Raw genomic sequence first — 25,485 nt, forward strand, 5'->3', positions numbered from 1 at the left:
GCCGCCGCCCGCACCGCCGCCGCCCGCACCGCCGCCGCCCGCACCGCCGCGGCCCTGCCGCTGCTGGCCGCGCTGCTGCTGGCCGCGCTGCTGGGGCGGCCGCCCGCCCCGCTGGGACCGGCCGCCGCCGCCCTCGGCGTCCGGCGCGGCCGCCTCGTCGTCCAGCCGGAGCGTCAGCGAGATCCGCTTGCGCGGGATGTCGATGTCCAGGACCTTGACCCTGACGATGTCGCCGGGCTTCACGACGTCCCGCGGGTCCTTCACGAAGGTCTTCGACAGCGCGGAGACGTGTGCCAGGCCGTCCTGGTGGACGCCGATGTCGATGAACGCCCCGAAGGCCGCGACGTTCGTGACGACCCCCTCCAGGACCATCCCGGAGGACAGGTCGGAGATCTTCTCCACGCCCTCCTTGAAGGTGGCCGTCTTGAAGGCGGGACGCGGGTCGCGACCCGGCTTCTCCAGCTCCCGGAGGATGTCCGTGACGGTCGGCAGACCGAAGCTCTCGTCGACGAAGTCGGCCGGCTTCAGCGAGCGCAGCACGCCCGTGTTGCCGATCAGCGACGCGACCTCGCTGCCCGCCGTCTTCACCATCCGCCGCACCACGGGGTACGCCTCGGGGTGGACGCTGGAGGCGTCCAGCGGGTCGCTGCCGCCCCGGATCCGCAGGAAGCCCGCGCACTGCTCGTACGCCTTCGGACCGAGCCGCGCCACGCCCTTGAGGGCCGTGCGGGAGGTGAAGGGGCCGTTGGCGTCGCGGTGCGCGACGATGTTCTCCGCGAGGCCGGAGGTGATGCCGGAGACCCGCGCCAGCAGCGGTGCGGAGGCGGTGTTCACGTCCACGCCCACGCCGTTCACACAGTCCTCGACCACCGCGTCGAGCGAGCGCGACAGCTTCACCTCGGACAGGTCGTGCTGGTACTGACCGACGCCGATCGACTTCGGGTCGATCTTCACCAGCTCGGCGAGCGGGTCCTGGAGCCGGCGCGCGATGGAGACGGCGCCGCGCAGCGACACGTCCATGTCGGGCAGCTCCTGCGAGGCGAACGCGGACGCGGAGTACACCGACGCGCCCGCCTCCGACACCATCACCTTCGTGAGCTTCAGCTCCGGGTGCTTCGTGATCAGCTCACCGGCGAGCTTGTCCGTCTCGCGGGAGGCCGTGCCGTTGCCGATCGCGACCAGCTCGACGGCGTGCTCCTTGGCGAGCCGGGCGAGCTTGGCGATGGCCTCGTCCCACCGGTTGGCCGGGACGTGCGGGTGGATGACGTCCGTGGCGACGACCTTGCCGGTCGCGTCGACGACGGCGACCTTCACGCCCGTGCGGAAGCCGGGGTCCAGGCCCAGCGTCGCGCGCGTGCCCGCCGGGGCCGCCAGCAGCAGGTCCCGCAGGTTCGCGGCGAAGACGTTCACCGCCTCGTCCTCGGCGGCGGTGCGCAGCCTCAGGCGCATGTCGATGCCGAGGTGCACGAGGATGCGGGTGCGCCAGGCCCAGCGGGCGGTGTCCGTGAGCCACTTGTCGCCGGGACGGCCGCGGTCGGCGATCCCGAAGCGGTGGGCGACGATCCCCTCGTACGAGGACGGTCCCTCGGTGGGCTCCTCCGGCTCCAGGACGAGGTCGAGGACGTCCTCCTTCTCGCCGCGCAGCATGGCGAGGATCCGGTGCGAGGGCAGCGCCTTGAAGGGCTCGGCGAAGTCGAAGTAGTCGGCGAACTTGGCGCCCGCCTCCTCCTTGCCCTCGCGCACCTTGGCGGCGAGCCGTCCGCGCACCCACATGCGCTCGCGCAGCTCGCCGATCAGGTCGGCGTCCTCGGAGAACCGCTCGGTGAGGATCGCCCGGGCGCCGTCCAGGGCGGCCTGCGGGTCGGCGACGCCCTTGTCGGCGTCGACGAAGGCCGCCGCCGCGGCGAGCGGTTCCACGGACGGGTCGCCGAGCAGGCCCTCGGCCAGCGGCTCCAGACCCGCCTCGCGCGCGATCTGCGCCTTTGTGCGCCGCTTGGGCTTGAACGGCAGATAGATGTCCTCGAGACGCGCCTTGGTCTCGGCGGCCCTGATCTGCGCCTCCAGCTCGGCGCTGAGCTTGCCCTGCTCGCGCACCGAGTCGAGGATCGCCGACCGCCGGTCCTCCAGCTCCCGCAGATAGCGCAGCCGCTCCTCGAGGGTGCGCAGTTGCGCATCGTCGAGCATCTCGGTCGCTTCCTTGCGGTAGCGGGCGATGAAGGGCACCGTCGAACCGCCGTCGAGCAAGTCGACGGCCGCCTTGACCTGCCGCTCCCGTACGCCGAGTTCTTCGGCGATCCTGCCTTCGATGGACCCTACGAGGGGTGTCGTCACGATCCCGTACCGCCTTCTCCACTGAGGTTGCGCGGCAATTGTGGCAGGTGACGCCGACATCGGGGGCTCAGGGCGGTACTCGGGGGGACCGCGCGCCGCGCACGGGCCCGGTCCACGCGCGGCCCATCCGCTCCGGCCGGGCCCCTCAGCCCTTGCCGATCATTCCCTCCGGGAACGCGCCGGCGGCGAAGGCGGTCATCAGCAGGCCCTTCGCGATCTCGGTGAGCCGTTCGACCCCGGCGGCGCCCAGGTGCTCGTAGGGAGCCCGGTCGAGGCGGTCCGTCCTGGTCTCGATGTCCCGGCGCAGTTCCGTACCGGCCGGCGTCAGCTCGCCCTCCGCGTCGAGCAGCCCGCGCCCGCGCAGCCGCTCCGACGCCGCCTCCCAGTCCCGCCGGGACCAGCCGCGGGTGCCGAGGACCCAGCGGGGTGCCATGCCCTTGCCGGTCGCGGTGTGGCTCACGAGGGCCTCCACCGGGTCGAGCTCGGCGTCGAGCAGCGCCGCGAGGTGACCGTCGCCCCGGTACTCGCGCAGCAGGGTGGCCGCGTGCCACAGCGCCAGGTGCGGCGCCTCGGGGACGGGCAGGTCGGCGTGAGCGGCGTACAGCGGGCGGAAGGCGGGGGTGCAGGCCTCGGCCGCGCGCAGGGCGAGCTTCGCCGCCTCGGCCACCTCACCGGACGCGAGGACGTCCTCGCCGAGCAGCCGCCTGAGCGTGGCGTCCACGGCACGCAGGCGCGCCGCGAGCACCGTCTCCGGAGAGGCGGCCCGCCACACCGCGGGCACGTGTCCGGCGACGAGTTCGTGCCGGAAGTTGAAGAACGTCGCCGTCACCGTGCCCGCGCCGACCGCGCCCATCGCGGCGGCCCGCACCGCGAAGTACGCGCCGCGCTCGTCCTCGATGCCGACCGCGGCCAGCTCACGGCCCAGATCGGGCGAGAAGTAGTGCGTCGAGTGCAGCGGGTTGAGGACGTTGTGGCAGCGCCGGCCGGCGCGCTCCGGCAGTGAAGGGGTCATACCCCGCACATTACCGACTGGTTGGTATGCCGGGAACTCCCGGACGTCCGATGGCAGGAAAGGTGGGATGCCCGTCATTGCGGCCATCCGCCCACCGGTCGAGAATCGACCCATGCGAACGGTCCTGATCGTCCTGTTCGACGGTGTGCAGAGCCTCGACGTCACCGGCCCCCTGGAGGTGTTCGCGGGCGCCGAGACCTACCGCGGCGGCTCGTACGCCATCCGCACGGCCTCGCCGGACGGCGCCCCGGTCCGTACCTCCAGCGGTCTCGTCCTGGTCCCGGACCAGGCGCTGGCCGACGCGCCGGACCCGCACACGCTGCTGGTGCCCGGCGGCAGCGGCACCCGGCGTCCGGATCCCGGCCTGATCGACTGGCTGCGCGCCCACGGGCCGCGCGCCCAGCGCCTGGTCTCGGTGTGCACCGGCGCCGGCCTGCTCGCGGCGGCCGGCCTGCTCGACGGCCGCCGCGTGACCACCCACTGGGCCCACTGCGACCGGCTCGCCCGCGACCACCCGGCGGTCACGGTCGATCCCGACCCCATCTACGTGCGCGACGGCAACGTCGCCACGTCGGCGGGCGTCACCTCCGGCATCGACCTGGCCCTCGCCCTCGTGGAGGACGACCTGGGCCGGGACGCCGCCCTCACCATCGCCCGCCATCTCGTCGTCTTCCTCCGCAGGCCCGGCAACCAGGCCCAGTTCAGCGCCCAGCTCGCCGCCCAGACCGCGCGACGCGAACCGCTGCGCGAGGTCCAGCACTGGATCTCCGAGCATCCGGGCGACGACCTGAGCGTCGAGTCGCTCGCGGTCCGTGCCCGTCTCTCGCCCCGGCACTTCGCGCGGGCCTTCCGGTCGGAGACGGGCACGACGCCCGGACGGTACGTCGAGCGCGTACGCCTCGAACACGCCCGCCGCCTCCTGGAGGACACCGCGGACGGCATCGAGGAGGTCTCCCGGGCGTCCGGCTACGGCACGCCCGAGGCCATGCGCCGCGCCTTCCTGAAATTCCTCGGCGCGGCCCCCGCGGAGTACCGCCGCCGCTTCCACCCGGCCCCCACGCCCTGACACCCCGGAGGAATCCCGTGCAGATCGCCATCGTCCTCTACGACCGCTTCACCGCCCTGGACGCCGTGGGCCCCTACGAGACGCTCGGCCGGCTGCCCGACGCGGACACCGTGTTCGTCGCGGAACGCACCGGCCCGGTCCGCTCCGACACCGGCCGGCTCGCGCTGACCGCGGACAAGAGCCTCGCGGAGGTGCCGCACCCCGACATCGTGGTCGTACCGGGAGGGCCGGGCCAGAGCGACCAGATGGACAACCCGGTCCTGCTCGACTGGCTGCGCGCCGCCGACGCCACCAGCCTCTGGACGACCTCGGTGTGCACCGGGTCCCTGCTGCTCGCGGCGGCGGGGCTCCTGGAGGGACGCCGGGCCACCTCCCACTGGCTGGCGCTCGACCAGCTCGAGCGCTTCGGCGCGACGCCCACGGGGGAGCGGGTCGTGTTCGACGGCACGTACGTGACCTCGGCCGGCGTCTCCTCCGGCATCGACATGGGCCTGACCCTGCTCGGCCGGATCGCCGGGGACGAACACGCCCAGGCCGTCCAGCTCCTGACCGAGTACGACCCGCAGCCGCCCTACGACGCCGGGTCCCCGGAGAAGGCGCCCGCGCACCTCGTCGAGGAGTTCCGCGGCAAGAGCCGTTTCCTCCTGACGTAGGGCCCTCGGCTCTCGCCTTCAGGTACCGCGCCCCGCGCCCCGCGCCCAGTGCCCCGTGTGCCGCGCGGGCGGACCCCCGAACCCTCAGGGTGCCCAGGTGAACCGCGGCTGCCTGCGTTCGAGGAAGGCGGCGACCCCCTCCGCGGTGTCGCCGCCGGCGCGCGCCTGCCGCGTCCAGTGCTCGTCCCGGTCGGTGCGCCCGTTCACGAACTCCTTCGCCGCCGCCTGCGTCAGCAGCGAGCGCGCGGCCAGGACCCGGGTGAACTCCGCGACCCGCTTGTCGAGTTCGCCCTCGGGCAGCACCTCGTCCACGAGGCCGGTGCGCAGCGCGCGCTCGGTGTCGATCAACTCGCCCGAGAAGAGCAGGTACTTGGCGGCGGACGGCCCCACCAGTGCCGCGAGCCTGCGGGTGGAGGAGGCCGGATAGACGATGCCGAGCTTCGCCGGTGTCACCCCGAACAGCGAGCCCTCCTGCGCGAAGCGCAGATCGCAGGCGGCCGCGAGCTGGGAGCCGCCGCCCACGCAGTAGCCGCGGATCGCGGCCAGCGTCGGCTTGGGGAACGCGGCGAGGGCCTCCTCGGCGAGCACGGCGAGGCCCTGGGCCTCGTCCGGCGACTCCCGCAGAGTCGAGATGTCCGCTCCGGCGCAGAACGTGCCGCCCTCGCCGGTGAGCACGAGCGCGTGCACGTCGGCGCGCGCGCCCAGCGTCTCCAGCAGCGGCGGCAGCGCTCGCCACATGGGTGTCGTCATGGCGTTCCGCTTGGCGGGGTGATGGATGACGACGGTGGCGACCCCGTCGCCGACGTGGTGCAACAGTTGCGGCTCCATACGGCGGATGCTATCCGGAGCGTCCGGCCGGACTTCGATCATGGTTCCGGACGCTGGAGCGGGCGGTGGAGCGGGCGGTGGAGCGGCCCGGAACGAACCGGGTCAGCCGGGGGTCAAACCCGTACAACCCGAAGAGTCTCGGAAGTCGACACGAAAGTGACAAGCCCTGTCGTAGAGATGGCTTTGTCTGACATTTGCGGTCAGAAATCGGCGATAATTGCTGACTTCTGTTCAGTCAACCGGTACGGACCGGCGCATTACCAACACTCGACGTGTGGTGACAATCGAGCGCAAGGGTGGCGACCGGACGATGGAGAACCTCGGGCGCGGGTCCGACCCGAGCCCCGAAGGCGGAGTCGCGACTCCCGACGTCAGATCGCCCGGACCGCTGCCGTACGAGGGGGTGTGGCGGTTCACCGCCGCAGCCGTCGACGCCTCGGTGCCGCAGGCGCGGCACGCCGTCCGGGATCTGCTGGTCCGCCAGGGGGTTCCGGTCTCGGACGATGTCGTTCAGGGACTGCTGTTGATCGTCTCCGAACTGGTCACGAACGCCGTCAAGCACGCGGCACTTCTGTCGCCGATGCTCGCGGTGGAGGTCGCCGTCGGTGCCGACTGGGTGCGGGTGTCCGTCGAGGACGACCACCCCTACCGTCCGACCGCCCTGGAGGCCGACTACGGCCAGACCGGAGGCCGGGGGCTGCTCCTGGTGCGCGAGGTGACCCGGGAGTTCGGCGGCGGGTGCGACGTCGAGTACACCGCGGGCGGCGGCAAGGTGATCTGGGCCGCCCTGCCGCTGGGATCCGTCTGACCGTCCCCGCCCGCCGCGTGGCGACGGGAACGGTCGGACAGACCCTGGTCGCGAGCGTCTGTGCGTCCGGCGGAGCGGCTACCAGCCCGCGGACGGACCCGTCAGCTCCCGCATCGCCGGACGGGCCGCGTCCAGCACCGTCATGAACCACGCCGAGAAGGGCTCCTTCGCGTGCCGCTCCGCCAGCTCGGCGGCGGTCACGAAGTCCGTCGAGCCGACCTCCTCCGGGTCGGGCCGCGGCGCCGACTGCACCATCCCGACGAACAGGTGGTTGTACTCCTGCTCCACCAGGCCCGAGTCCGGGTCCGGGTGGTTGTAACGGACCGTGCCCGCCTCGGCGAGCAGCGTCGGCGACACGCCGAGCTCCTCGTAGGTCCGCCGGGCCGCCGCCGCGAAGGGTGCCTCGCCCGGGTAGGGGTGGCCGCAGCAGGTGTTCGACCAGACGCCGGGCGAGTGGTACTTGCCGAGCGCGCGCTGCTGGAGCAGCAGCCGGCCCTGCTCGTCGAAGAGGAACACCGAGAACGCCCGGTGGAGCTGTCCCGGGGGCTGATGGGCCGCGAGCTTCTCCGCCGTACCGATCGTGTTGCCGTCCTCGTCGACCAGTTCCAGCAAGATCGCTTCAGCGGTGCCGTTCGACGAACTGTGCGTCGCGGTGGCAGGTGTGATCGGCATACCCATCCTTCGCATCGGTTTTCCAGGGCCAAGTCTGCCGTACGAATCCGGCACTCCCGGCACTTCGCGACTCTCCGCATGTCCCGCCCCGGGGTCCCCGGGGCGGGACACGCGGCCCACGTGGGTCAGACGCCGAACGCGGCCGGATACCTGATCGTGCCCGGTGCCACCGGCACGGAATCGTCGAGGACGAGGGCCATCAGGTGTTCGGACGGCACGTCGAAACCCGGCCGGATGCCGTGGCTGGCGGCGGGTCCGAAGCCGAACCTCGGGTAGTACCCGGGATGCCCGAGCACGAGGACGAGCCGCTCGCCGCGTGCCCGTGCCGCCTCCAGCACCGCCCGTACGACGGCGCTCCCGGCGCCCCGGCGGTGCAGGTCGGGACGGACGGCGACCGGCGCCAGGGCGGCCGCCGGGACCTCGTCGACGTGACAGCGGGTGATCAGGGCGTACGCCGCGATCGTGCCGTCCGGGGCCTCGGCGACGTACGACAGGCCGGGCAGCCACGCTCCGGGATCGGCGCGCAGCGCGTCCACCAGATCGGCCTCCTCCGCCCGGCCGAAGGCGGCGGCGGTCACGGCGTGCACCTCGGCGGCGTCCGCGGAGGTCTCCCGGCGGGTACGCCAGACGGTGCCGCCGCGGGCTGCGGGGCCGGTCGGGGGAACGGTCAGGGGATCGGCCGACGGTTCAGTCGGGGGAGTCGACGGTTCAGTCAGGGGATCGGTCATGGGGAACCCTTGGATGAGGGGCCCGGCCGATGTGTCGCTGGACGGCGGGTCAGCCCCGGGCCCGGAAGACGGGGACGACGAGGTCGCTGCGCGTGGCAGCGCCGGACACGGCCGTCATCAACCCACCTCCTGGGATCCCGGTCACGCTAGCAGCGCCCGCCCGGTGCCGCCTCCGGATTTCCCGGCGCGATCTCCCGGTGCCGGATCCGCCCGTCCGGGGGCGCGGGCGAGCGGCGCGACCGTCAGTGGCAGAGCTTCGCCTCGTGCTCCGCGTGTCCGCTCGGTTCGAGCTGGAACGTGCAGTGCTCGACGTCGAAGTGGACGCCCAGACAGCCCTGGAGCTCGTGCAGCATCTTCTCGTGGCCGATCGCGTTCAGGACGTCGGAGCTGACGACCACGTGCGCGGAGAGCACCGGCATCCCGGAGGTGATGGTCCAGGCGTGCAGGTCGTGGATGTCCTCGACCCCGTCCAGGGCCAGGATGTGGGATCGCACCTCCGCCATGTCGACCCCCTTGGGCGCCGCCTCCAGGAGCACGTCGAGCGTCTCCTGGAGCAGCTTCCAGGTGCGCGGGACGATCATCAGCGCGATGGCGATCGAGGCGATGGGGTCCGCCGCCTGCCAGCCGGTGGTCATGATCACGACGGCGGCGACGATGACGGCCACCGAGCCCAGCGCGTCCGCCGCGACCTCCAGGAAGGCGCCCCGCACGTTCAGGCTGTCCTTCTGTCCGCGCATCAGCAGCGTCAGCGAGACCGTGTTGGCGATCAGGCCGAACACGCCGAACACGATCGTCAGTCCGCCGTGGGTGTCCGCGGGGGTGATGAAGCGCTGGATCGCCTCGACGAGCACGTAACCGCCGACGACGAGCAGCAGCAGGCAGTTGGCGAGCGCGGCGAGGATCTCGGCCCGCGCGTAGCCGAAGGTGCGCTTCTCGCTCGGCGGGCGGGCCGCGAAGTGGATCGCGAGCAGGGCCATGCCGAGCCCCAGCGCGTCGGTCGCCATGTGCGCCGCGTCCGCGACGAGCGCGAGCGAATCGGCGAGCAGACCGCCGAAGATCTCGACGACCATGACGGTGAGCGTGATCGCCAGCGCGACGCGCAGCCTCCCCCGGTACGCGGCCGTCGCCGTGCCGGTCGGGGGAGCGCCGTGCGCGTGCCCGTGGTCGTGCCCAGCCCCCATGAAGCCGCCTCCTGTTTTCCGCTCGGTCCTTCCGCACGGATTCCCGGACGGATTCCCGCTCGGACTTCCGCCCGGTCGTGCCAGTCAACTACGGGCGGGGGGTATCGGGCAACGCGGCACTGAACACCGTTGTCATATGCTCTGACCTGCGGAAATGATCAGCAGGTCAGAGCATCGGAGTGATCATGCGCCGGTGGTCCCGGGGTGGTGCAGCAGCCAGCCCCGCCAGGCCGACTCCACCATCTCGCGGACCCCTCGGCGCGCGCTCCAGTCCAGCTCGGCGGCGGCCAGAGCGGCCGAGGCGACCGCGCGGGGGGCGTCGCCGGGGCGGCGCGGCTCCACGAGGGGCTCCAGCGGGTTCCCGGTGACCTCGGCGATGAGCGTGACGAGCTCCCGTACGGAGACACCCTCGCCCCGGCCGATGTTCACCGTCAGATCGCCGCTCGCCCCGCCCGTCAGCCGCCGGGCCGCCGCGAGGTGCGCCTCGGCCAGGTCGGCGACGTGGATGTAGTCGCGTACGCAGGTGCCGTCCGGCGTCGGGTAGTCGTCGCCGAAGATCCGCGGGGCCTCGCCGCGGGTGAGGCGGTCGAACACCATCGGCACGATGTTGAAGATCCCGGTGTCGGCGAGCTCAGGCGAGGCCGCGCCCGCCACGTTGAAGTAGCGCAGGCACACCGTGGCGATGCCGTGCGCCCGGCCCGCCGCCCGCACCAGCCACTCCCCGGCGAGCTTCGTCTCGCCGTAGGGGCTCATCGGCGCGCAGGGGGTGCCCTCCGTGATGAGGTCCACATCGGGGTTGCCGTAGACGGCGGCCGACGAGGAGAACACGAACCGCTCGACGCCCGCCCCGGCCGCCGCCTCCAGCAGCGTCGCGAGGCCGCCCACGTTCTCCTGGTAGTAGCGCGTCGGCTGGGCCACGGACTCGCCGACCTGCTTGCGGGCGGCCAGGTGCACCACACCCGTGATCCGGTGCTCCGTCAGGACCCGCTTGAGCAGATCACCGTCCAGCGACGACCCCTGGACGAGGGGGATGCTCTCCGGAAGCCGGTTCGGGATCCCCGACGACAGGTCGTCGAGGGCGACGACGCGCTCCCCGGCCTCCGCCATCGCCCGCGCCACGTGTGCCCCGATGTATCCGGCTCCGCCTGTGATCAGCCATGTCATGGACGACCACCCTATGCGGGTCCCGCGCCCGGTCCGCTCCGCCCGGCTTCGAGGGACGCGGGGGTGCCGTACGGCATGCCGGGAATGTTCCGGTCCGCGCCGCCGAGCTTGTGACCCCGGCCCGGGATCACCGATGATGATCTCGCCGCCCGCGGGACAAAATCGGTTGATCGGGCCGTGAACGGGCGGTGAACGCCCGCTTCCCTTCATCCGATAGCCTCTGCCGACATGCCGCCGGGGCCGCCGCCGTGGACCGGGGCCCATCCCATCACGCACACGCCGGACGCCAGGTCGCGCCGGCACCCAGGGAGTGAGTTCGCTGCCGACCGCCATCCTCACCGGCCAGCCGGTCCCCGGATCGTCGCTCGAAGGCGATCTGCGGTCCCTCGGCTTCGACGTGCGTCCCGCGTCCGACGCGGCCGAGACCGAGACCCTGCTCGCCGCCGTGCCGGCGACCGAGCGGGTCGCCGTCGTGGACGCCCGCTTCGTCGGGCACGTGCACGCCCTGCGTCTCGGGCTGACCGACCCCCGCTTCGCGGCCTCCGCCATCCCCGGCGCCGTGTCCGTGCAGCCCGAGGCCCGGCGGGCCCTGACCCGCGCCGTGACCCGCGAGACCGTGGCGTCCGGCAACGGCGCCGCGGCCCCGGACGACCTCGTCGGGCGCCTCGGCGAGGCACTCGAGGCCGACGAGCTCTCCGTGTACCGCCCGGAGCTCGGTACCCTCGTCGCCGCGGTCCCCGCCGATCCGCAGGAGCGCAACGGCGTCCGGCAGGCGGTCCTGGCCGTCGACGACGAGGCCGTACGGCTGCGCAGTGCCGTCAAGGCCCGCGACGGCTTCTTCACCACGTACTGCATCAGCCCGTACTCGCGTTACATCGCCCGCTGGTGCGCCCGCCGCGGCCTGACCCCGAACCAGGTCACCACCGCGTCGCTGATCACCGCGCTGATCGCCGCTGGCTGCGCCGCCACCGGCACCCGCGTCGGCTTCGTGGCCGCCGGTCTGCTGCTGCTGTTCTCCTTCGTCCTCGACTGCACGGACGGACAGCTCGCCCGCTACTCCCTGCAGTACTCGACCCTCGGCGCCTGGCTGGACGCGACCTTCGACCGCGCCAAGGAGTACGCCTACTACGCGGGACTCGCGCTCGGCGCGGCCCGCGGCGGCGACGACGTGTGGGCGCTCGCGCTCGGCGCGATGATCCTCCAGACCTGCCGGCACGTCGTGGACTTCTCCTTCAACGAGGCGAACCACGACGCCACCGCCAACACCAGCCCCACCGCCGCCCTCTCGGACAAGCTCGACAGCGTCGGCTGGACGGTCTGGGTGCGCCGGATGATAGTCCTGCCCATCGGCGAACGATGGGCCATGATCGCCGTCCTGACGGCGCTGACGACCCCCCGCATCACCTTCTACGCGCTCCTCGCCGGCTGCGCCTTCGCGGCCACCTACACCACGGCGGGCCGGGTCCTGCGCTCGCTCACCCGCAAGGCGAGCCGCACGGACCGCGCCGCCCGGGCCCTGGTGGACCTCACCGACTCCGGCGCGCTCGCCGAGTACCTGACCCGTCACGCGGGCCGGCTCCCGCGCATCCCCCCGGCCGTCGTCGCCCTCGTCGCCGGAGCGGTCGTCGTGACATGCGCCGCACTGGCCCCGTACGGGAGCTGGCTCCCCGTCCTGGGTGCCGTCGTGTACGTGCTGCTGTCGCCCGCCGCCCTGCTCAGGCCCCTCAAGGGCGCCCTGGACTGGCTGGTCCCGCCGTTCTACCGCGCGGCCGAATACCTCACCGTTCTGGCACTGGCGGTCGACGCCGACGTGAACGGAGCGCTTCCGGCGGCTTTCGGCCTGGTGGCCGCGGTCGCCTACCATCACTACGACACGGTGTACCGCATTCGCGGAAACGCCGGAGCCCCCCCGCACTGGCTGGTGCGGGCGATCGGCGGGCACGAAGGCAGGACGCTGCTGGTCACCGTCCTGGCCGCGCTGCTCACCGCCGCACAGTTCAAGGTCGCGCTCACGGCACTCGCCGTGGCCGTGGCGCTGCTGGTGCTCGTCGAGAGCATCCGCTTCTGGGTGTCCTCCGGGGCGCCCGCCGTACACGATGAAGGAGAACCCGCATGATCGGCCTCGTGCTGGCGGCCGGCGCCGGACGGCGTCTGCGCCCCTACACCGACAGCCTCCCGAAGGCTCTCGTGCCGGTTGGCCCCGCGGGCATAGAAGACTCCATCACGGTCCTGGACCTGACCCTCGGCAACTTCGCCGAGATCGGCCTGACCGAGGTCGGCATCATCGTCGGCTACCGCAAGGAAGCCGTCTACGACCGCAAGGCCGCCCTCGAGGAGAAGTACGGCCTCAAGATCACCCTCATCGACAACGACAAGGCCGAGGAGTGGAACAACGCCTACTCCCTGTGGTGCGGACGTGACGCCCTCAAGGACGGCGTGATCCTCGCCAACGGCGACACCGTGCACCCGGTCTCCGTCGAGCGCACGCTGCTCGCCGCCCGCGGCGACGGCAAGAAGATCATCCTCGCCCTCGACACGGTGAAGAAGCTCGCCGACGAGGAGATGAAGGTCGTCGTGGACCCCGACAAGGGCGTCCAGAAGATCACCAAGCTGATGGAGCCGTCCGAGGCCACCGGCGAGTACATCGGGGTCACCCTCATCGAGGGCGCCGCCGCCGCGGAACTCGCCGACGCCCTGAAGACGGTGTGGGAGACCGACCCGCAGCAGTTCTACGAGCACGGCTACCAGGAGCTCGTCAACCGCGGCTTCCGGATCGACGTCGCGCCGATCGGCGAGGTCAAGTGGGTCGAGATCGACAACCACGACGACCTCGCCAAGGGACGTGAGATCGCGTGCCAGTACTGACGAGGCTCATCCCCTCGCCGGTCGTCGTCGACATCCGTCCCGGTGCCCTGGACGACCTGGCGAGCGTGCTCAGCGACGAGCGCATCTCGCACTCGGGCAAGCTGGCCATCGCGGTCAGCAACGGCTCGGGCGCCCGGCTGCGCGACCGCATCGCCCCGGCCCTGCCCGGCGCCACCTGGTACGAGGTCGGCGGCGGCACCCTCGACGACGCCATCCGGCTGGCCGGCGACATGCGGGCCGGCCACTACGACGCGGTCGTGGGCCTGGGCGGCGGCAAGATCATCGACTGTGCCAAGTTCGCCGCGGCGCGGGTCGGGCTGCCGCTCGTCGCCGTGCCCACGAACCTCGCGCACGACGGACTGTGCTCGCCGGTCGCCACCCTCGACAACGACGCGGGCCGCGGCTCCTACGGTGTGCCGAACCCGATCGCCGTGGTCATCGACCTCGACGTGATCCGTGAGGCGCCGGTCCGGTTCGTCCGGGCGGGCATCGGGGACGCCGTCTCCAACATCAACGCGATCGCGGACTGGGAGCTGTCCAACCGCGTCACGGGCGAGAAGATCGACGGACTGGCCGCCGCCATGGCGCGCCAGGCGGGCGAGGCCGTGCTCAGGCACCCCGGGGGTGTCGGCGACAACGGCTTCCTCCAGGTACTGGCCGAGGCGCTCGTCCTCACCGGCATCGCGATGTCGATCTCGGGCGACTCCCGGCCGGCCTCCGGCTCCTGCCACGAGATCAACCACGCCTTCGACCTCCTCTTCCCCAGGAGGGCGGCCAGCCACGGCGAGCAGTGCGGCCTGGGCGCGGCCTTCGCGATGTACCTGCGCGGCGCCCACGAGGACGCGGCGTTCATGGCCGAGGTGCTGCGCCGGCACGGACTGCCGGTGCTGCCCGAGGAGATCGGCTTCACCGTGGACGAGTTCGTCGAGGTCGTGGAGTTCGCTCCGCAGACCCGGCCCGGCCGCTACACGATCCTCGAACATCTCGACCTGAAAACCCACCAGATCAAGGACATCTACTCCGACTATGCCAAGGCCATCGGTAGCTGAACTCCGCCCCGTCGTTCATCCCCCCGGGGTGAAGGACCGGCGCAGCGGTGAGCACTGGGCGGGACGCCTGTACATGCGAGAGATCTCGCTGCGCTGCGACCGGTACCTGGTGGACACCAGGATCACGCCCAACCAGCTCACGTACCTGATGACCCTCTGCGGCGTGCTCGCGGCCCCGGCCCTGCTGGTGCCGGGGATCGCGGGCGCGGTGCTGGGCGTGGTGATGGTCCAGCTCTATCTGCTGCTCGACTGCGTCGACGGCGAGATCGCGCGCTGGAAGAAGCAGTACTCGCTCGGCGGGGTCTACCTCGACCGCGTCGGCGCCTATCTCACGGACGCGGCCGTCCTCGTCGGCCTCGGCCTGCGTGCCGCCGACCTGTGGGGGACCGGACGCGTCGACTGGCTGTGGGCCTTCCTCGGCACCCTGGCCGCCCTCGGCGCGATCCTGATCAAGGCGGAGACCGACCTCGTCGGCGTCGCCCGGCACCAGGGCGGGCTGCCGCCGGTCAAGGAGTCCGCCGCCGAGCCCCGCTCCTCGGGCGTGGCGCTGGCCCGCAGGGCCGCCGCGGCGCTCAAGTTCCACCGGCTGATCCTCGGCATCGAGGCGACCCTGCTGATCCTGGTCCTCGCGATCGCGGACCAGATCAGGGGCGACCTGTTCTTCACCCGCCTCGGCACCGCCGTGCTCGCCGGCATCGCGCTCCTGCAGACCGTGCTGCACCTGGTGTCCATCCTCGCGTCGAGCAGGCTCAAGTGAGTACCGCGACGAAGGTCGGCGCGGTGATCATCACCATGGGCAACCGCCCCGACGAGCTCAGGGCGCTGCTCGACTCCGTCGCCAAGCAGGACGGCGACCGCGTCGAGGTGGTCGTGGTCGGCAACGGCTCACCCGTCCCGGACGTCCCCGCGGGAGTGCGGACGGTCGAGCTGCCCGAGAACCTCGGCATCCCCGGCGGCCGCAACGTGGGCATCGAGGCCTTCGGCCCCGGCGGCACCGACGTGGACGTCCTGCTCTTCCTGGACGACGACGGCCTGCTGGCCCGGCACGACACGGCCGAACTGTGCCGCCGGGCCTTCGCCGACGACCCCGAGCTCGGGATCATCAGCTTCCGCATCGCCGACCCCGACACCGGTGAGACCCAGCGCCGCCACGTGCCGCGGCTGCGCGCCGCCGACCCGATGCGCTCCTCGCGCGTCACCACGTTCCTCGGCGGCGCCAACGCGGTCCGTACGAAGGTCCTCGCCGAGGTCGGCGGACTCCCGGACGCCTTCTTCTACGCCCACGAGGAGACCGACCTGGCCTGGCGGGCCCTCGACGCCGGCTGGATGATCGACTACCGCTCCGACATGGTGCTCCTCCACCCGACGACCGCCCCCTCGCGGCACGCCGTGTACCACCGGATGGTGGCACGCAACCGCGTCTGGCTCGCGCGCCGAAACCTTCCCGCACCACTCGTCCCGGTCTACCTCGGCGTCTGGATGCTCCTGACGCTGCTGCGCCGCCCCTCGCGGGCCGCTCTGCGGGCCTGGTTCGGCGGATTCCGGGAAGGCTGGAGGAGTCCCTGCGGACCGAGGCGTCCCATGAGGTGGCGCACGGTGTGGCGGCTGACCCGACTGGGCCGGCCTCCGGTCATCTGACAAGCTCGACCCTGAGAGCACCCGGGCCCTACCCGGTTCCCCGGCACATGCCCACGCCCGAACCGGCTGTGCGCATCTTGAAGACGAAAGTTCCCCTTGTGAGTGAGACCACGCATGACGGCGGAGTCGCGGTGAGCGACCGGCCGTCGCCCGACGACGGGCTTTCCGCGGCCGAGCTGGCCGCCAAGTACGGCCTCGCGGTCAGCGGTGCCCGGCCCGGGCTGGCCCAGTACGTCCGCCAGCTCTGGGGCCGGCGGCACTTCATCCTCGCCTTCTCGCAGGCGAAGCTCACCGCCCAGTACAGCCAGGCCAAGCTGGGCCAGCTCTGGCAGGTGGCGACGCCGCTGCTCAACGCGGCCGTCTATTACTTCATCTTCGGCCTGATCCTCAAGGCCGACCGCGGGATGTCGCACGACGTGTACATCCCGTTCCTGGTGACCGGCGTCTTCGTCTTCACCTTCACCCAGAGCTCGATCATGGCCGGTGTCCGGGCGATCTCGGGCAACCTCGGACTGGTGCGCGCGCTGCACTTCCCGCGCGCCTCGCTGCCCGTGTCGTTCGCCCTCCAGCAGCTCCAGCAACTGCTCTTCTCGATGATCGTGCTGTTCGTCGTGGCGATCGGCTTCGGCAGCTACCCGGGCCTGTCCTGGCTGCTGATCGTCCCGGTGCTGTTCCTCCAGTTCCTCTTCAACACCGGCCTCGCCCTGATCGTGGCGCGGATGGGCGCCAAGACGCCCGACCTCGCCCAGCTCATGCCGTTCCTCCTGCGCACCTGGATGTACGCGTCCGGTGTCATGTTCTCCATCAGCACCATGCTCGCCGGCCGCCCCGAGTGGATCGCCCGGGTGCTCCAGGCGAACCCGGCCGCCGTCTACATGGACCTGATGCGCTTCGCGCTCATCGACGGCTACGGCGCCTCCAACCTGCCCCCGCACGTATGGGCCATCGCCGTCTTCTGGGCCGTGGCGACGGCCGTCGGCGGTTTCGTCTACTTCTGGAAGGCTGAAGAGAGGTACGGCCGTGGCTGAGCTCGACAAGAGGTCGCACATTCCGACCGTCATCGCGGACGAGCTGCACATCGTCTACCGCGTGAACGGCGCCAAGACGGGCAAGGGCAGCGCCACCGCCGCCCTCAGCCGCATCCTCAAGCGTGGCGAGGAACGCGGCGTGCGCAAGGTGCACGCCGTCAAGGGTGTCTCCTTCACCGCCTACCGCGGCGAGGCCATCGGCCTGATCGGCTCGAACGGCTCCGGCAAGTCCACCCTCCTGCGGGCCATCGCCGGCCTGCTGCCCGCCGAGAAGGGCAAGGTCTACACCGACGGCCAGCCCTCGCTGCTCGGCGTGAACGCGGCCCTCATGAACGACCTGACCGGCGAGCGGAACGTCATCCTGGGCGGTCTCGCCATGGGCATGTCCCGCGAGCAGGTCAAGGAGCGCTACGAGGAGATCGTCGACTTCTCCGGGATCAACGAGAAGGGCGACTTCATCACCCTGCCGATGCGGACGTACTCCTCCGGTATGGCGGCGCGGCTGCGCTTCTCCATCGCGGCGGCCAAGGACCACGACGTCCTGATGATCGACGAGGCCCTCGCGACCGGCGACCGCTCCTTCCAGAAGCGCTCCGAGGCCCGCATCCGCGAGCTGCGCAAGAGCGCCGGCACGGTGTTTCTGGTCAGTCACAACAACAAGTCGATCCGTGACACCTGCGACCGCGTGCTGTGGCTGGAGCGGGGCGAGCTGCGCATGGACGGGGCGACCGAGGACGTGCTCAAGGAGTACGAGAAGTTCACGGGCAAGTAGCCCGATTCGCCCAGGGCCCCGCCGGAACTCTCCGGCGGGGCCCTGCGTCTGCAAGGGAAACGCCAACTCCCGTCGGCATGAGGAATCTTGACGCCAATCGGTGTGTTGTTGTGATGTGCAGGACACCCCGGCGGAGTGTGCCGCGTTGTACAACGTAAGCTGTACCGGTGCTGAAACGCGTCAAGTAGGGCGATAATACGCGACACCCGGCACCGTCACGCCGAGCGGATCTCCGGGCGGCGTGTCCGAAATGGGCAGTGTTGGGTCGGCAGTGTAGAACGGGAGATGTGACGGCAATGGCTACGGTGACTCTCCAGCTCCGCGATGCGTGTGCCGTCCTCGCGTCGGGCGGCGAGCGGTGACCCAAGCCGGGACGGCCCGCACCGGCGATCCGGAGCGCGGCACCCTCGACAAAGCCGCGGACGAGAACTTCCCCGTGGCCCCGTTCTTCCTGCCCAGGGCCTGGCGCGACGACCTCATGGCCGTGTACGGCTTCGCCCGTCTCGTGGACGACATCGGCGACGGCGATCTCGCCCCCGGCGGCGCCGACGCCCGCCTCCTCGGCGTGCCGGCCGAGGACGCCGAGGACCGCCTGGTCATGCTCGACGCCCTCGAAGCCGATCTTCACCGTGTGTTCGACTCGGCCCCGCGTCACCCGCTGATGCGCCGGCTGCTGCCCACGGTCCGCCGCGCGGGTCTGACCCCCGAGCCGTTCCTCGGCCTGATCGCCGCCAACCGCCAGGACCAGCTCGTCAAGCGGTACGAGACCTACGACGACCTGCTCGCCTACTGCGAGCTGTCCGCGAACCCCGTCGGCCGCCTGGTCCTCTCCGTCACCGGAACCTCCACGCCCGAGCGCGTCCGCCGCTCCGACGCGGTGTGCACGGGGCTCCAGATCGTCGAGCACCTCCAGGACGTGACCGAGGACCTCGGCCGCGACCGCGTCTACCTGCCCGCCGAGGACATGAAGCGCTTCCACGTCGTCGAATCCGATCTCGCGGCCCCCACAGCAGGCGCATCGGTGCGAGCACTGGTTGCATACGAAGCAGAACGCGCCTTGAACCTCCTGAATGAAGGCACCCCCCTCGTGGGTAGCGTCCACGGCAGGCTGAAACTGCTGCTCGCGGGGTTCGTCGCGGGGGGGAAGGCGGCGGTCCGTGCGATCGCCGCCGCCGAATACGACGTACTTCCCGGCCCGCCCAAGCCCGGCAAGCTCCAGTTGCTGCGCGAGGTGGGAGTGACTCTGCGAGGAGAGGGGTGATCCGGACCGTGGAGTCGGACCAGCACGTGTCCGCACCGGTACTCGCCGCGTACAGCTACTGCGAGGCGGTGACCGGTCAGCAGGCGCGTAATTTCGCGTACGGCATCAGGCTTCTGCCGACGTCCAAGCGCCGTGCCATGTCGGCGCTCTACGCGTTCTCGCGGCGCGTGGACGACATCGGCGACGGCACGCTGGCGCCGGACGTGAAGGCGGCGCGCCTGGAGGAGACCCGGGCGCTGCTCGCCCGTGTGCGCGCGGGCGCCGTCGACGAGGACGACACCGACCCGGTCGCGGTCGCCCTCAGTCACACCGCCGCGTACTTCCCGGTCCCCCTCGGGGGCCTGGACGAGCTCATCGACGGCGTCCTCATGGACGTACGCGGGGAGACGTACGAGACCTGGGACGACCTGAAGGTCTACTGTCGCTGCGTCGCCGGGGCCATCGGGCGGCTCTCGCTCGGTGTCTTCGGCACCGAACCGGGGGCGCGTGGCGCCGAGCGCGCGCCGGAGTACGCCGACACGCTCGGGCTCGCGCTCCAGCTCACCAACATCCTGCGGGACGTCCGCGAGGACGCCGAGGGCGGGCGCACCTACCTGCCCGCCGACGACCTGGCCAAGTTCGGCTGCTCGGCCGGGTTCGACGGGCCGACCCCACCGCAGGGCTCCGACTTCGCGGGCCTCGTGCACTTCGAGGTGCGGCGGGCGCGTGCCCTGTTCGCGGAGGGCTACCGGCTGCTGCCCATGCTGGACCGGCGCAGCGGCGCCTGCGTCGCGGCCATGGCGGGCATCTACCGGCGGCTCCTCGACCGCATCGAGCGCGAGCCGGAGGCCGTGCTGCGCGGCCGGGTCTCGCTGCCGGGACGCGAGAAGGCGTACGTCGCCGTGCGCGGCCTCTCCGGCCTCGACGCCCGGCACGTCTCCCGCCGCACGGTCCGGAGGCGCGTCTGATGGACACCAGGGGTCTGGGCGGACACGCCCCGGGCGACACGGCCGGTGCCAAGCGGCAGGCAACCCTCCGGAGCCGGGCGGCGTCCCTGACTGCGACGGCCCGCCGTGGAGCGTTCGACGACCACGGCCCGGCCGCGGGGGAGGGTGAACGATGAACGAGGTCGAGTCCACGGACGACTCCGGCCGGTCCACCGCCGTGGTGATCGGCGGCGGGCTCGCCGGCATCACCGCCGCGCTCGCGCTGGCCGACGCCGGGCTCCGGGTGACGCTGCTGGAGGGCCGGCCGCGCCTCGGCGGTCTCGCGTTCTCCTTCCAGCGCGGCGAGCTCACCGTGGACAACGGACAGCACGTCTTCCTGCGCTGCTGCACCGCCTACCGCTGGTTCCTCGACCGCGTCGACGCGACCGCGCTCGCGCCCCTGCAGGATCGTCTCGACGTGCCCGTTCTCGACCTGGAGGCACCCGAGGGACGACGGCTCGGCAGGATCGGCCGCTCCGCGCTGCCCGTACCGCTCCACCTGGCGCGCAGCCTCGCGACCTACCAGCACCTCTCGCTCGCCGAACGCGCCAAGGTCGGCCGGGCCGCGCTCGCGCTCAAGGGCCTGGACCTCACCGATCCGGCACTCGACGAGCAGAACTTCGGCGACTGGCTCGCCGGGCACGGTCAGTCGCGACGTGCCGTCGAAGCACTGTGGGACCTCGTGGGGGTCGCCACCCTCAACGCGGTGGCCCAGGACTCCTCGCTGGGGCTCGCCGCGATGGTGTTCAAGACGGGTCTGCTGTCCGACCCGGGCGCGGCCGACATCGGCTGGGCTCGCGTCCCGCTGGGCGAACTGCACGACACCCTGGCCCGCAAGGCTCTCGACTCCGCGGGCGTACGTACCGAGATCCGTACACGCGTCACCTCCGTCTCCCCTTACGAGAACGGCCGCTGGAGCGTTCAGGTTCCCGGCGAGCGCATCGACGCCGACGCCGTCGTGCTCGCCGTACCCCAGCGCGAGGCGTACGACCTGCTGCCCGAGGGGGCGCTCGACGCCCCCGAGCGGCTTCTGGACATCGGCACCGCGCCGATCCTCAACATCCACGTCGTCTACGACCGCACGGTCCTCACCGCGCCGTTCTTCGCGGCCCTCGGCTCCCCGGTGCAGTGGGTCTTCGACCGCACCGAGGCCTCGGGGCTCCGGGAGGGCCAGTACCTCGCGCTGTCGCAGTCGGCCGCGCAGGACGAGATCGACGAGCCCGTCGCCGTGCTCCGGGAGCGGTACCTGCCGGAGCTGGAGCGGCTGCTGCCCGGTGCGCGCGGCGCCGGGATCAAGGACTTCTTCGTGACCCGGGAGCGCACAGCGACGTTCGCTCCCGCACCGGGCGTCGGGCGGCTGCGGCCCGGTGTCCGGACCAAGGCCCCCGGCCTGTACCTGGCCGGAGCGTGGACCGCCACGGGGTGGCCCGCGACCATGGAGAGTGCGGTTCGCAGTGGAGTCGGCGCGGCGGACGCCGCGCTGGGCGCCCTGGGCCGGCCCCGCGACCACCTCCTCGGACTCTTCGAGGAGGCGGCATGACGCTCGACCGGAGCATGGCAGGTCCCCGCACCCCCGGTTCCGTAACAAGAGGAGAGATTGTGCCCACTGTGCCCCCGGCCGAAACGGCTGCCGACGCGGTGGACGTGACCGCGCTCCTGGAGCGCGGCCGGACCCTGGCCACACCGGTGCTCAAGGCGGCCGTCGACCGTCTCGCGCCTCCCATGGACACCGTCGCCGCCTACCACTTCGGCTGGATCGACGCGGCGGGCAACCCCGCGGACGGCGACGGCGGCAAGGCGGTGCGCCCCGCGCTCGCCGTGCTCTCCGCGCAGGCCGCCGGCGCGGACCCCGAGGTGGGCGTCCCCGGCGCGGTCGCCGTCGAGCTGGTGCACAACTTCTCGCTGCTGCACGACGACCTGATGGACGGCGACGAACAGCGCCGCCACCGCGACACCGTCTGGAAGGTGCACGGCCCCGCGCAGGCGATCCTGGTCGGCGACGCCCTGTTCGCGCTGGCCAACGAGGTCCTGCTGGAGCTCGGCACCGTCGAGGCGGGCCGGGCCACCCGACGCCTGACCACCGCCACCCGGGCCCTGATCGACGGCCAGGCCCAGGACATCTCCTACGAGCACCGCGACCGCGTCAGCGTCGAGGAGTGCCTGGAGATGGAGGGCAACAAGACCGGCGCCCTGCTCGCCTGCGCCTGTTCCATCGGCGCGGTCCTCGGCGGCGCCGACGACCTCACCGCCGACACGCTGGAGCGTTACGGCTACCACCTCGGCCTGGCCTTCCAGGCCGTCGACGACCTCCTCGGCATCTGGGGCGACCCGGAGGCCACCGGAAAGCAGACCTGGAGCGATCTGCGCCAGCGCAAGAAGTCCCTGCCGGTCGTGGCCGCGCTCGCCGCGGGCGGACCCGCCTCCGAGCGGCTCGGCGAGCTGCTCGCCGAGGACGCCAAGGCGAGCGACTTCGAGAACTTCTCCGAGGAGGAGTTCGCGGCGCGCGCCGCGCTCATCGAGGAGGCGGGCGGCCGCGAGTGGACCGCCGACGAGGCGCGCCGCCAGCACGCGATCGCCATCGAGGCGCTGGACGCCGTACCGATGCCCGAGCAGGTCCGCGCCCAGCTCGTGGCGCTGGCCGACTTCGTCGTCGTGCGGAAGAGATGATCGTTATCGGTCGAATAAACCTCGCGTAGTCGCCGGCCGGTGCCTTCCCCAAGCTTCGAACCTCGTTCGAGCGGAGGGATATCCATCCGAACGAACGCACCGGCCGACGGCGGACCCACAGCAGAGACACACCACTGCACGAAGGGGAAGCCATGACAGCGACGACCGACGGAAGCACCGGGGCCCTGCCGCCCCGCGCTGCCTCGGCCAGCGAACGCCAGGAACAGACGACTCCCGAGGCGGCCGGGACAGTCGAGACCCGAGACGCCGCCACGCGCGCCATGGAGCGTGCCACGGACTACCTGCTCGCGCGGCAGGACGCCGAGGGCTGGTGGAAGGGCGACCTCGAGACGAACGTCACCATGGACGCCGAGGACCTCCTGCTCCGCCAGTTCCTGGGCATCCGTGACGAGGCGACCACCCAGGGCGCGGCGCTGTTCATCCGCGGTGAGCAGCGCGAGGACGGCACCTGGGCCTCGTTCTACGGCGGTCCGGGCGAGCTCTCCACCACCATCGAGGCGTACGTCGCCCTGCGGCTGGCCGGGGACGCCCCGGAGGCCGCGCACATGGCGAAGGCCGCCGCGTGGATCCGCGAGCGGGGCGGCATCGCCGCGGCCCGGGTGTTCACCCGGATCTGGCTCGCCCTCTTCGGCTGGTGGAAGTGGGACGACCTCCCCGAACTCCCGCCGGAGCTCATCTACTTCCCCAAGTGGATGCCGCTGAACATCTACGACTTCGGGTGCTGGGCGCGGCAGACCATCGTGCCGCTGACCGTCGTCTCGGCGAAGCGTCCGGTGCGGCCCGCGCCGTTCCCCCTCGACGAGCTGCACACCGACGCCGACCGCCCCAACCCGGCCAGGCCCCTTGCCCCGGTGACCAGTTGGGACGGCGTCTTCCAGCGCCTGGACAAGGCGCTGCACCAATACCGCAAGGTCGCCCCGCGCGCGCTGCGCAGGGCGGCGATGAACACGGCCGGCCGCTGGATCATCGAGCGCCAGGAGAACGACGGCTGCTGGGGAGGCATCCAGCCGCCCGCCGTCTACTCGGTGATCGCGCTGCATCTGCTCGGCTACGACCTCCAACACCCGGTGATGCGCGAGGGGCTGGCCTCGCTAAACCGTTTCGCCGTGTGGCGTGAGGACGGTGCCCGGATGATCGAGGCCTGTCAGTCGCCGGTGTGGGACACCTGCCTCGCCACGATCGCGCTGGCCGACGCCGGAGTGCCCGCCGACCATCCGCAGCTCGTCAAGGCCGTGGACTGGATGCTCGGCGAGGAGATCGTCAGGCCCGGTGACTGGTCGGTGAAGCGGCCCCAACTGCCTCCGGGTGGCTGGGCGTTCGAGTTCCACAACGACAACTACCCCGACATCGACGACACGGCGGAGGTCGTCCTCGCCCTGCGCCGCGTCCGGCACCACGACCCGGACCGCGTCGAGAACGCCATCGGACGCGGGGTCCGCTGGAATCTCGGCATGCAGTCCAAGGACGGCGGCTGGGGCGCGTTCGACGTCGACAACACCAGCGCCTTCCCCAACCGGCTGCCGTTCTGCGACTTCGGGGAGGTCATCGACCCGCCCTCCGCGGACGTGACGGCACACGTGGTGGAGATGCTGGCCGTCGAAGGACTCACCCGCGACCCGCGCACCCGACGCGGCATCCAGTGGCTGCTCTCCCACCAGGAGCCGAACGGCTCCTGGTTCGGGCGCTGGGGCGTCAACTACATCTACGGAACGGGGTCCGTGGTCCCGGCGCTCGTGGCGGCGGGGCTGCCCGGCTCGCACCCGGCGATCCGCCGGGCCGTGGCCTGGCTGGAGTCCGTGCAGAACGACGACGGCGGCTGGGGCGAGGACCTGCGCTCCTACGACGACGACGCCGGATGGAGCGGACGCGGCGCCTCGACCGCCTCGCAGACCGGCTGGGCGCTGCTCGCCCTGCTCGCCGCGGGGGAGGGCGAGTCCAAGGCCGCCGAGCGCGGGGTGGTCTGGCTCGCCGAGACACAGCTTCCCGACGGCACCTGGGACGAGCCGTATTTCACGGGGACCGGCTTCCCGTGGGACTTCTCGATCAACTACCACCTCTACCGCCACGTCTTCCCCCTCACCGCGCTCGGCCGCTACGTCAACGGGGAGCCCTTCTCCGCCGCCGAGGGGGGCTGATGGTCACGACGTCCGCCCCGGCCCCGCTGCTGATCGCCTGCGCGCTCGGCATCGAGCACCTGGCCCTGCGCAGCGGCGACCGGAGCGGCGCCGGCGGGCCGGTCACCGTGCTGCGCACCGGCATGGGGCCCCGGGCCGCCGACCGGTCGGTCACCCGGGTGCTGGCCGACCCGGCGCTGACCGGGGCGGCCGTGCTCGCGACCGGCTTCTGCGCGGGGCTCGCCCCGGGCATGCACCCCGGCGACCTGGTCGTCGCCGAGGAGACCCGGGACCCGGACGGCACCACGCCGTGCGTGGGCACGGATCTGCTGGTCAAGGAACTGGCCCGCGCCGTGCCGGGCCGCACCGTCCACACCGGGCCGCTCACCGGCTCGGATCACGTGGTCCGGGGTCACGAGCGGGCCGATCTGCTCGCGACCGGCGCCATCGCCGTCGACATGGAGTCGGCGGCCACCCTGCTCGGCGCGGTCCGCTCGGGAATCCGTCCCGTTGCGGCCGTCCGGGTGGTCGTGGATGCTCCAGAGCATGAACTCGTCCGAATCGGCACGTTCCGCGGTGGAATATCAGCCTTCCGCGTTCTTCGTGCCGTGCTTCCCGCTTTTTTCGAATGGCACCGTTCTTTGTCGCTCCCTCGGAGGTGA

The 25,485-nt window shown here is 71.9% G+C and carries 24 protein-coding genes; 17 read left to right on the top strand and 7 right to left on the bottom strand.

Going from position 1 to position 25,485, the window contains the following annotated elements:
* Positions 1 to 2,331 (bottom strand): Tex family protein (locus ACFRIC_RS03765; RefSeq protein WP_382778924.1); only part of this gene is annotated, 2,331 nt, incomplete at its 3' end.
* 145 nt (positions 2,332 to 2,476) lie between these two features.
* Entirely contained in the window at positions 2,477 to 3,343 is an 867-nt protein-coding gene (locus ACFRIC_RS03770; protein WP_382778926.1) for a hypothetical protein, read from the bottom strand.
* Between the two features lie 112 nt (positions 3,344 to 3,455).
* On the opposite strand from ACFRIC_RS03770, the gene ACFRIC_RS03775 reads away from it, so the two are divergent.
* Positions 3,456 to 4,409, top strand: coding sequence for a GlxA family transcriptional regulator (locus ACFRIC_RS03775; protein ID WP_382778928.1), 954 nt, complete (start codon positions 3,456 to 3,458; stop codon positions 4,407 to 4,409).
* A 17-nt stretch (positions 4,410 to 4,426) separates the two neighbouring features.
* Positions 4,427 to 5,062 (top strand): DJ-1/PfpI family protein, encoded by a 636-nt coding sequence (locus ACFRIC_RS03780; protein WP_382778930.1) that lies wholly within the window; start codon positions 4,427 to 4,429, stop codon positions 5,060 to 5,062.
* Between the two features lie 84 nt (positions 5,063 to 5,146).
* Here ACFRIC_RS03780 and ACFRIC_RS03785 read toward each other — a convergent pair whose 3' ends face one another.
* Positions 5,147 to 5,890 (bottom strand): enoyl-CoA hydratase/isomerase family protein, encoded by a 744-nt coding sequence (locus ACFRIC_RS03785; RefSeq protein WP_382778932.1) that lies wholly within the window; start codon positions 5,888 to 5,890, stop codon positions 5,147 to 5,149.
* Between the two features lie 310 nt (positions 5,891 to 6,200).
* On the opposite strand from ACFRIC_RS03785, the gene ACFRIC_RS03790 reads away from it, so the two are divergent.
* Positions 6,201 to 6,698 (top strand): ATP-binding protein, encoded by a 498-nt coding sequence (locus tag ACFRIC_RS03790; RefSeq protein ID WP_382780757.1) that lies wholly within the window; start codon positions 6,201 to 6,203, stop codon positions 6,696 to 6,698.
* 78 nt (positions 6,699 to 6,776) lie between these two features.
* Here ACFRIC_RS03790 and idi read toward each other — a convergent pair whose 3' ends face one another.
* The 4 genes from idi to galE all read right to left on the bottom strand — a co-directional run bounded on the left by idi (position 6,777) and on the right by galE (position 10,443).
* Positions 6,777 to 7,370 (bottom strand): isopentenyl-diphosphate Delta-isomerase, encoded by a 594-nt coding sequence (idi, locus tag ACFRIC_RS03795; RefSeq protein WP_382778934.1) that lies wholly within the window; start codon positions 7,368 to 7,370, stop codon positions 6,777 to 6,779.
* Positions 7,371 to 7,495: 125 nt separating this feature from the next.
* A complete protein-coding gene (locus ACFRIC_RS03800) occupies positions 7,496 to 8,098 on the bottom strand; it encodes a GNAT family N-acetyltransferase (protein ID WP_382778936.1) in 603 nt (200 codons plus the stop codon).
* A 242-nt stretch (positions 8,099 to 8,340) separates the two neighbouring features.
* Positions 8,341 to 9,279 (bottom strand): cation diffusion facilitator family transporter, encoded by a 939-nt coding sequence (locus ACFRIC_RS03805; RefSeq protein ID WP_382778938.1) that lies wholly within the window; start codon positions 9,277 to 9,279, stop codon positions 8,341 to 8,343.
* Between the two features lie 183 nt (positions 9,280 to 9,462).
* On the bottom strand, positions 9,463 to 10,443 hold the full coding sequence (galE, locus tag ACFRIC_RS03810) for a UDP-glucose 4-epimerase GalE (RefSeq protein ID WP_382778940.1): 981 nt from the start codon (positions 10,441 to 10,443) through the stop codon (positions 9,463 to 9,465).
* A gap of 319 nt (positions 10,444 to 10,762) precedes the next feature.
* On the opposite strand from galE, the gene ACFRIC_RS03815 reads away from it, so the two are divergent.
* From ACFRIC_RS03815 to ACFRIC_RS03880, 14 genes are all read left to right on the top strand, one after another.
* On the top strand, positions 10,763 to 12,559 hold the full coding sequence (locus tag ACFRIC_RS03815; RefSeq protein ID WP_382780759.1) for a DUF5941 domain-containing protein: 1,797 nt from the start codon (positions 10,763 to 10,765) through the stop codon (positions 12,557 to 12,559).
* Positions 12,556 to 13,308 carry a sugar phosphate nucleotidyltransferase gene (locus ACFRIC_RS03820; RefSeq protein ID WP_382778942.1) on the top strand — a complete coding sequence of 251 codons (753 nt, stop codon included), beginning with the start codon at positions 12,556 to 12,558 and terminating at the stop codon, positions 13,306 to 13,308. The genes ACFRIC_RS03815 and ACFRIC_RS03820 overlap by 4 nt, the downstream gene beginning before the upstream one ends.
* Entirely contained in the window at positions 13,296 to 14,357 is a 1,062-nt protein-coding gene (locus tag ACFRIC_RS03825; protein WP_382778944.1) for an iron-containing alcohol dehydrogenase family protein, read from the top strand. Before ACFRIC_RS03820 ends, ACFRIC_RS03825 begins: the two co-directional genes overlap by 13 nt.
* Positions 14,335 to 15,114, top strand: a complete 780-nt coding sequence (locus ACFRIC_RS03830) for a CDP-alcohol phosphatidyltransferase family protein (protein WP_382778946.1) — start codon at positions 14,335 to 14,337, stop codon at positions 15,112 to 15,114. The genes ACFRIC_RS03825 and ACFRIC_RS03830 overlap by 23 nt, the downstream gene beginning before the upstream one ends.
* Positions 15,115 to 15,149: 35 nt before the next feature.
* Positions 15,150 to 15,995, top strand: a complete 846-nt coding sequence (locus ACFRIC_RS03835; RefSeq protein WP_382780762.1) for a glycosyltransferase family 2 protein — start codon at positions 15,150 to 15,152, stop codon at positions 15,993 to 15,995.
* A 98-nt stretch (positions 15,996 to 16,093) separates the two neighbouring features.
* Positions 16,094 to 17,023, top strand: a complete 930-nt coding sequence (locus ACFRIC_RS03840; protein WP_382778948.1) for an ABC transporter permease — start codon at positions 16,094 to 16,096, stop codon at positions 17,021 to 17,023.
* Complete coding sequence (locus tag ACFRIC_RS03845) at positions 17,016 to 17,795, top strand: ABC transporter ATP-binding protein (RefSeq protein WP_382778950.1); 780 nt, start codon at positions 17,016 to 17,018, stop codon at positions 17,793 to 17,795. The genes ACFRIC_RS03840 and ACFRIC_RS03845 overlap by 8 nt, the downstream gene beginning before the upstream one ends.
* Positions 17,796 to 18,153: 358 nt before the next feature.
* Entirely contained in the window at positions 18,154 to 19,056 is a 903-nt protein-coding gene (gene hpnC, locus ACFRIC_RS03850) for a squalene synthase HpnC (protein ID WP_382778952.1), read from the top strand.
* Positions 19,053 to 20,003 carry a presqualene diphosphate synthase HpnD gene (gene hpnD / locus ACFRIC_RS03855; RefSeq protein ID WP_382778954.1) on the top strand — a complete coding sequence of 317 codons (951 nt, stop codon included), beginning with the start codon at positions 19,053 to 19,055 and terminating at the stop codon, positions 20,001 to 20,003. The genes hpnC and hpnD overlap by 4 nt, the downstream gene beginning before the upstream one ends.
* A complete protein-coding gene (locus ACFRIC_RS03860; protein ID WP_382778956.1) occupies positions 20,003 to 20,158 on the top strand; it encodes a DUF6380 family protein in 156 nt (51 codons plus the stop codon). The genes hpnD and ACFRIC_RS03860 overlap by 1 nt, the downstream gene beginning before the upstream one ends.
* Positions 20,155 to 21,561, top strand: a complete 1,407-nt coding sequence (hpnE, locus tag ACFRIC_RS03865; protein WP_382778958.1) for a hydroxysqualene dehydroxylase HpnE — start codon at positions 20,155 to 20,157, stop codon at positions 21,559 to 21,561. The genes ACFRIC_RS03860 and hpnE overlap by 4 nt, the downstream gene beginning before the upstream one ends.
* 59 nt (positions 21,562 to 21,620) lie before the next feature.
* Positions 21,621 to 22,688 carry a polyprenyl synthetase family protein gene (locus ACFRIC_RS03870; protein WP_382778960.1) on the top strand — a complete coding sequence of 356 codons (1,068 nt, stop codon included), beginning with the start codon at positions 21,621 to 21,623 and terminating at the stop codon, positions 22,686 to 22,688.
* 152 nt (positions 22,689 to 22,840) lie between these two features.
* Positions 22,841 to 24,844 (top strand): squalene--hopene cyclase, encoded by a 2,004-nt coding sequence (gene shc, locus ACFRIC_RS03875; RefSeq protein WP_382778962.1) that lies wholly within the window; start codon positions 22,841 to 22,843, stop codon positions 24,842 to 24,844.
* Positions 24,844 to 25,485 (top strand): 1-hydroxy-2-methyl-2-butenyl 4-diphosphate reductase, encoded by a 642-nt coding sequence (locus ACFRIC_RS03880; RefSeq protein ID WP_382778964.1) that lies wholly within the window; start codon positions 24,844 to 24,846, stop codon positions 25,483 to 25,485. Before shc ends, ACFRIC_RS03880 begins: the two co-directional genes overlap by 1 nt.

Origin of the sequence: Streptomyces sp. NPDC056738, assembly GCF_042790435.1 — a bacterium.
GTDB lineage: Bacteria > Actinomycetota > Actinomycetes > Streptomycetales > Streptomycetaceae > Streptomyces.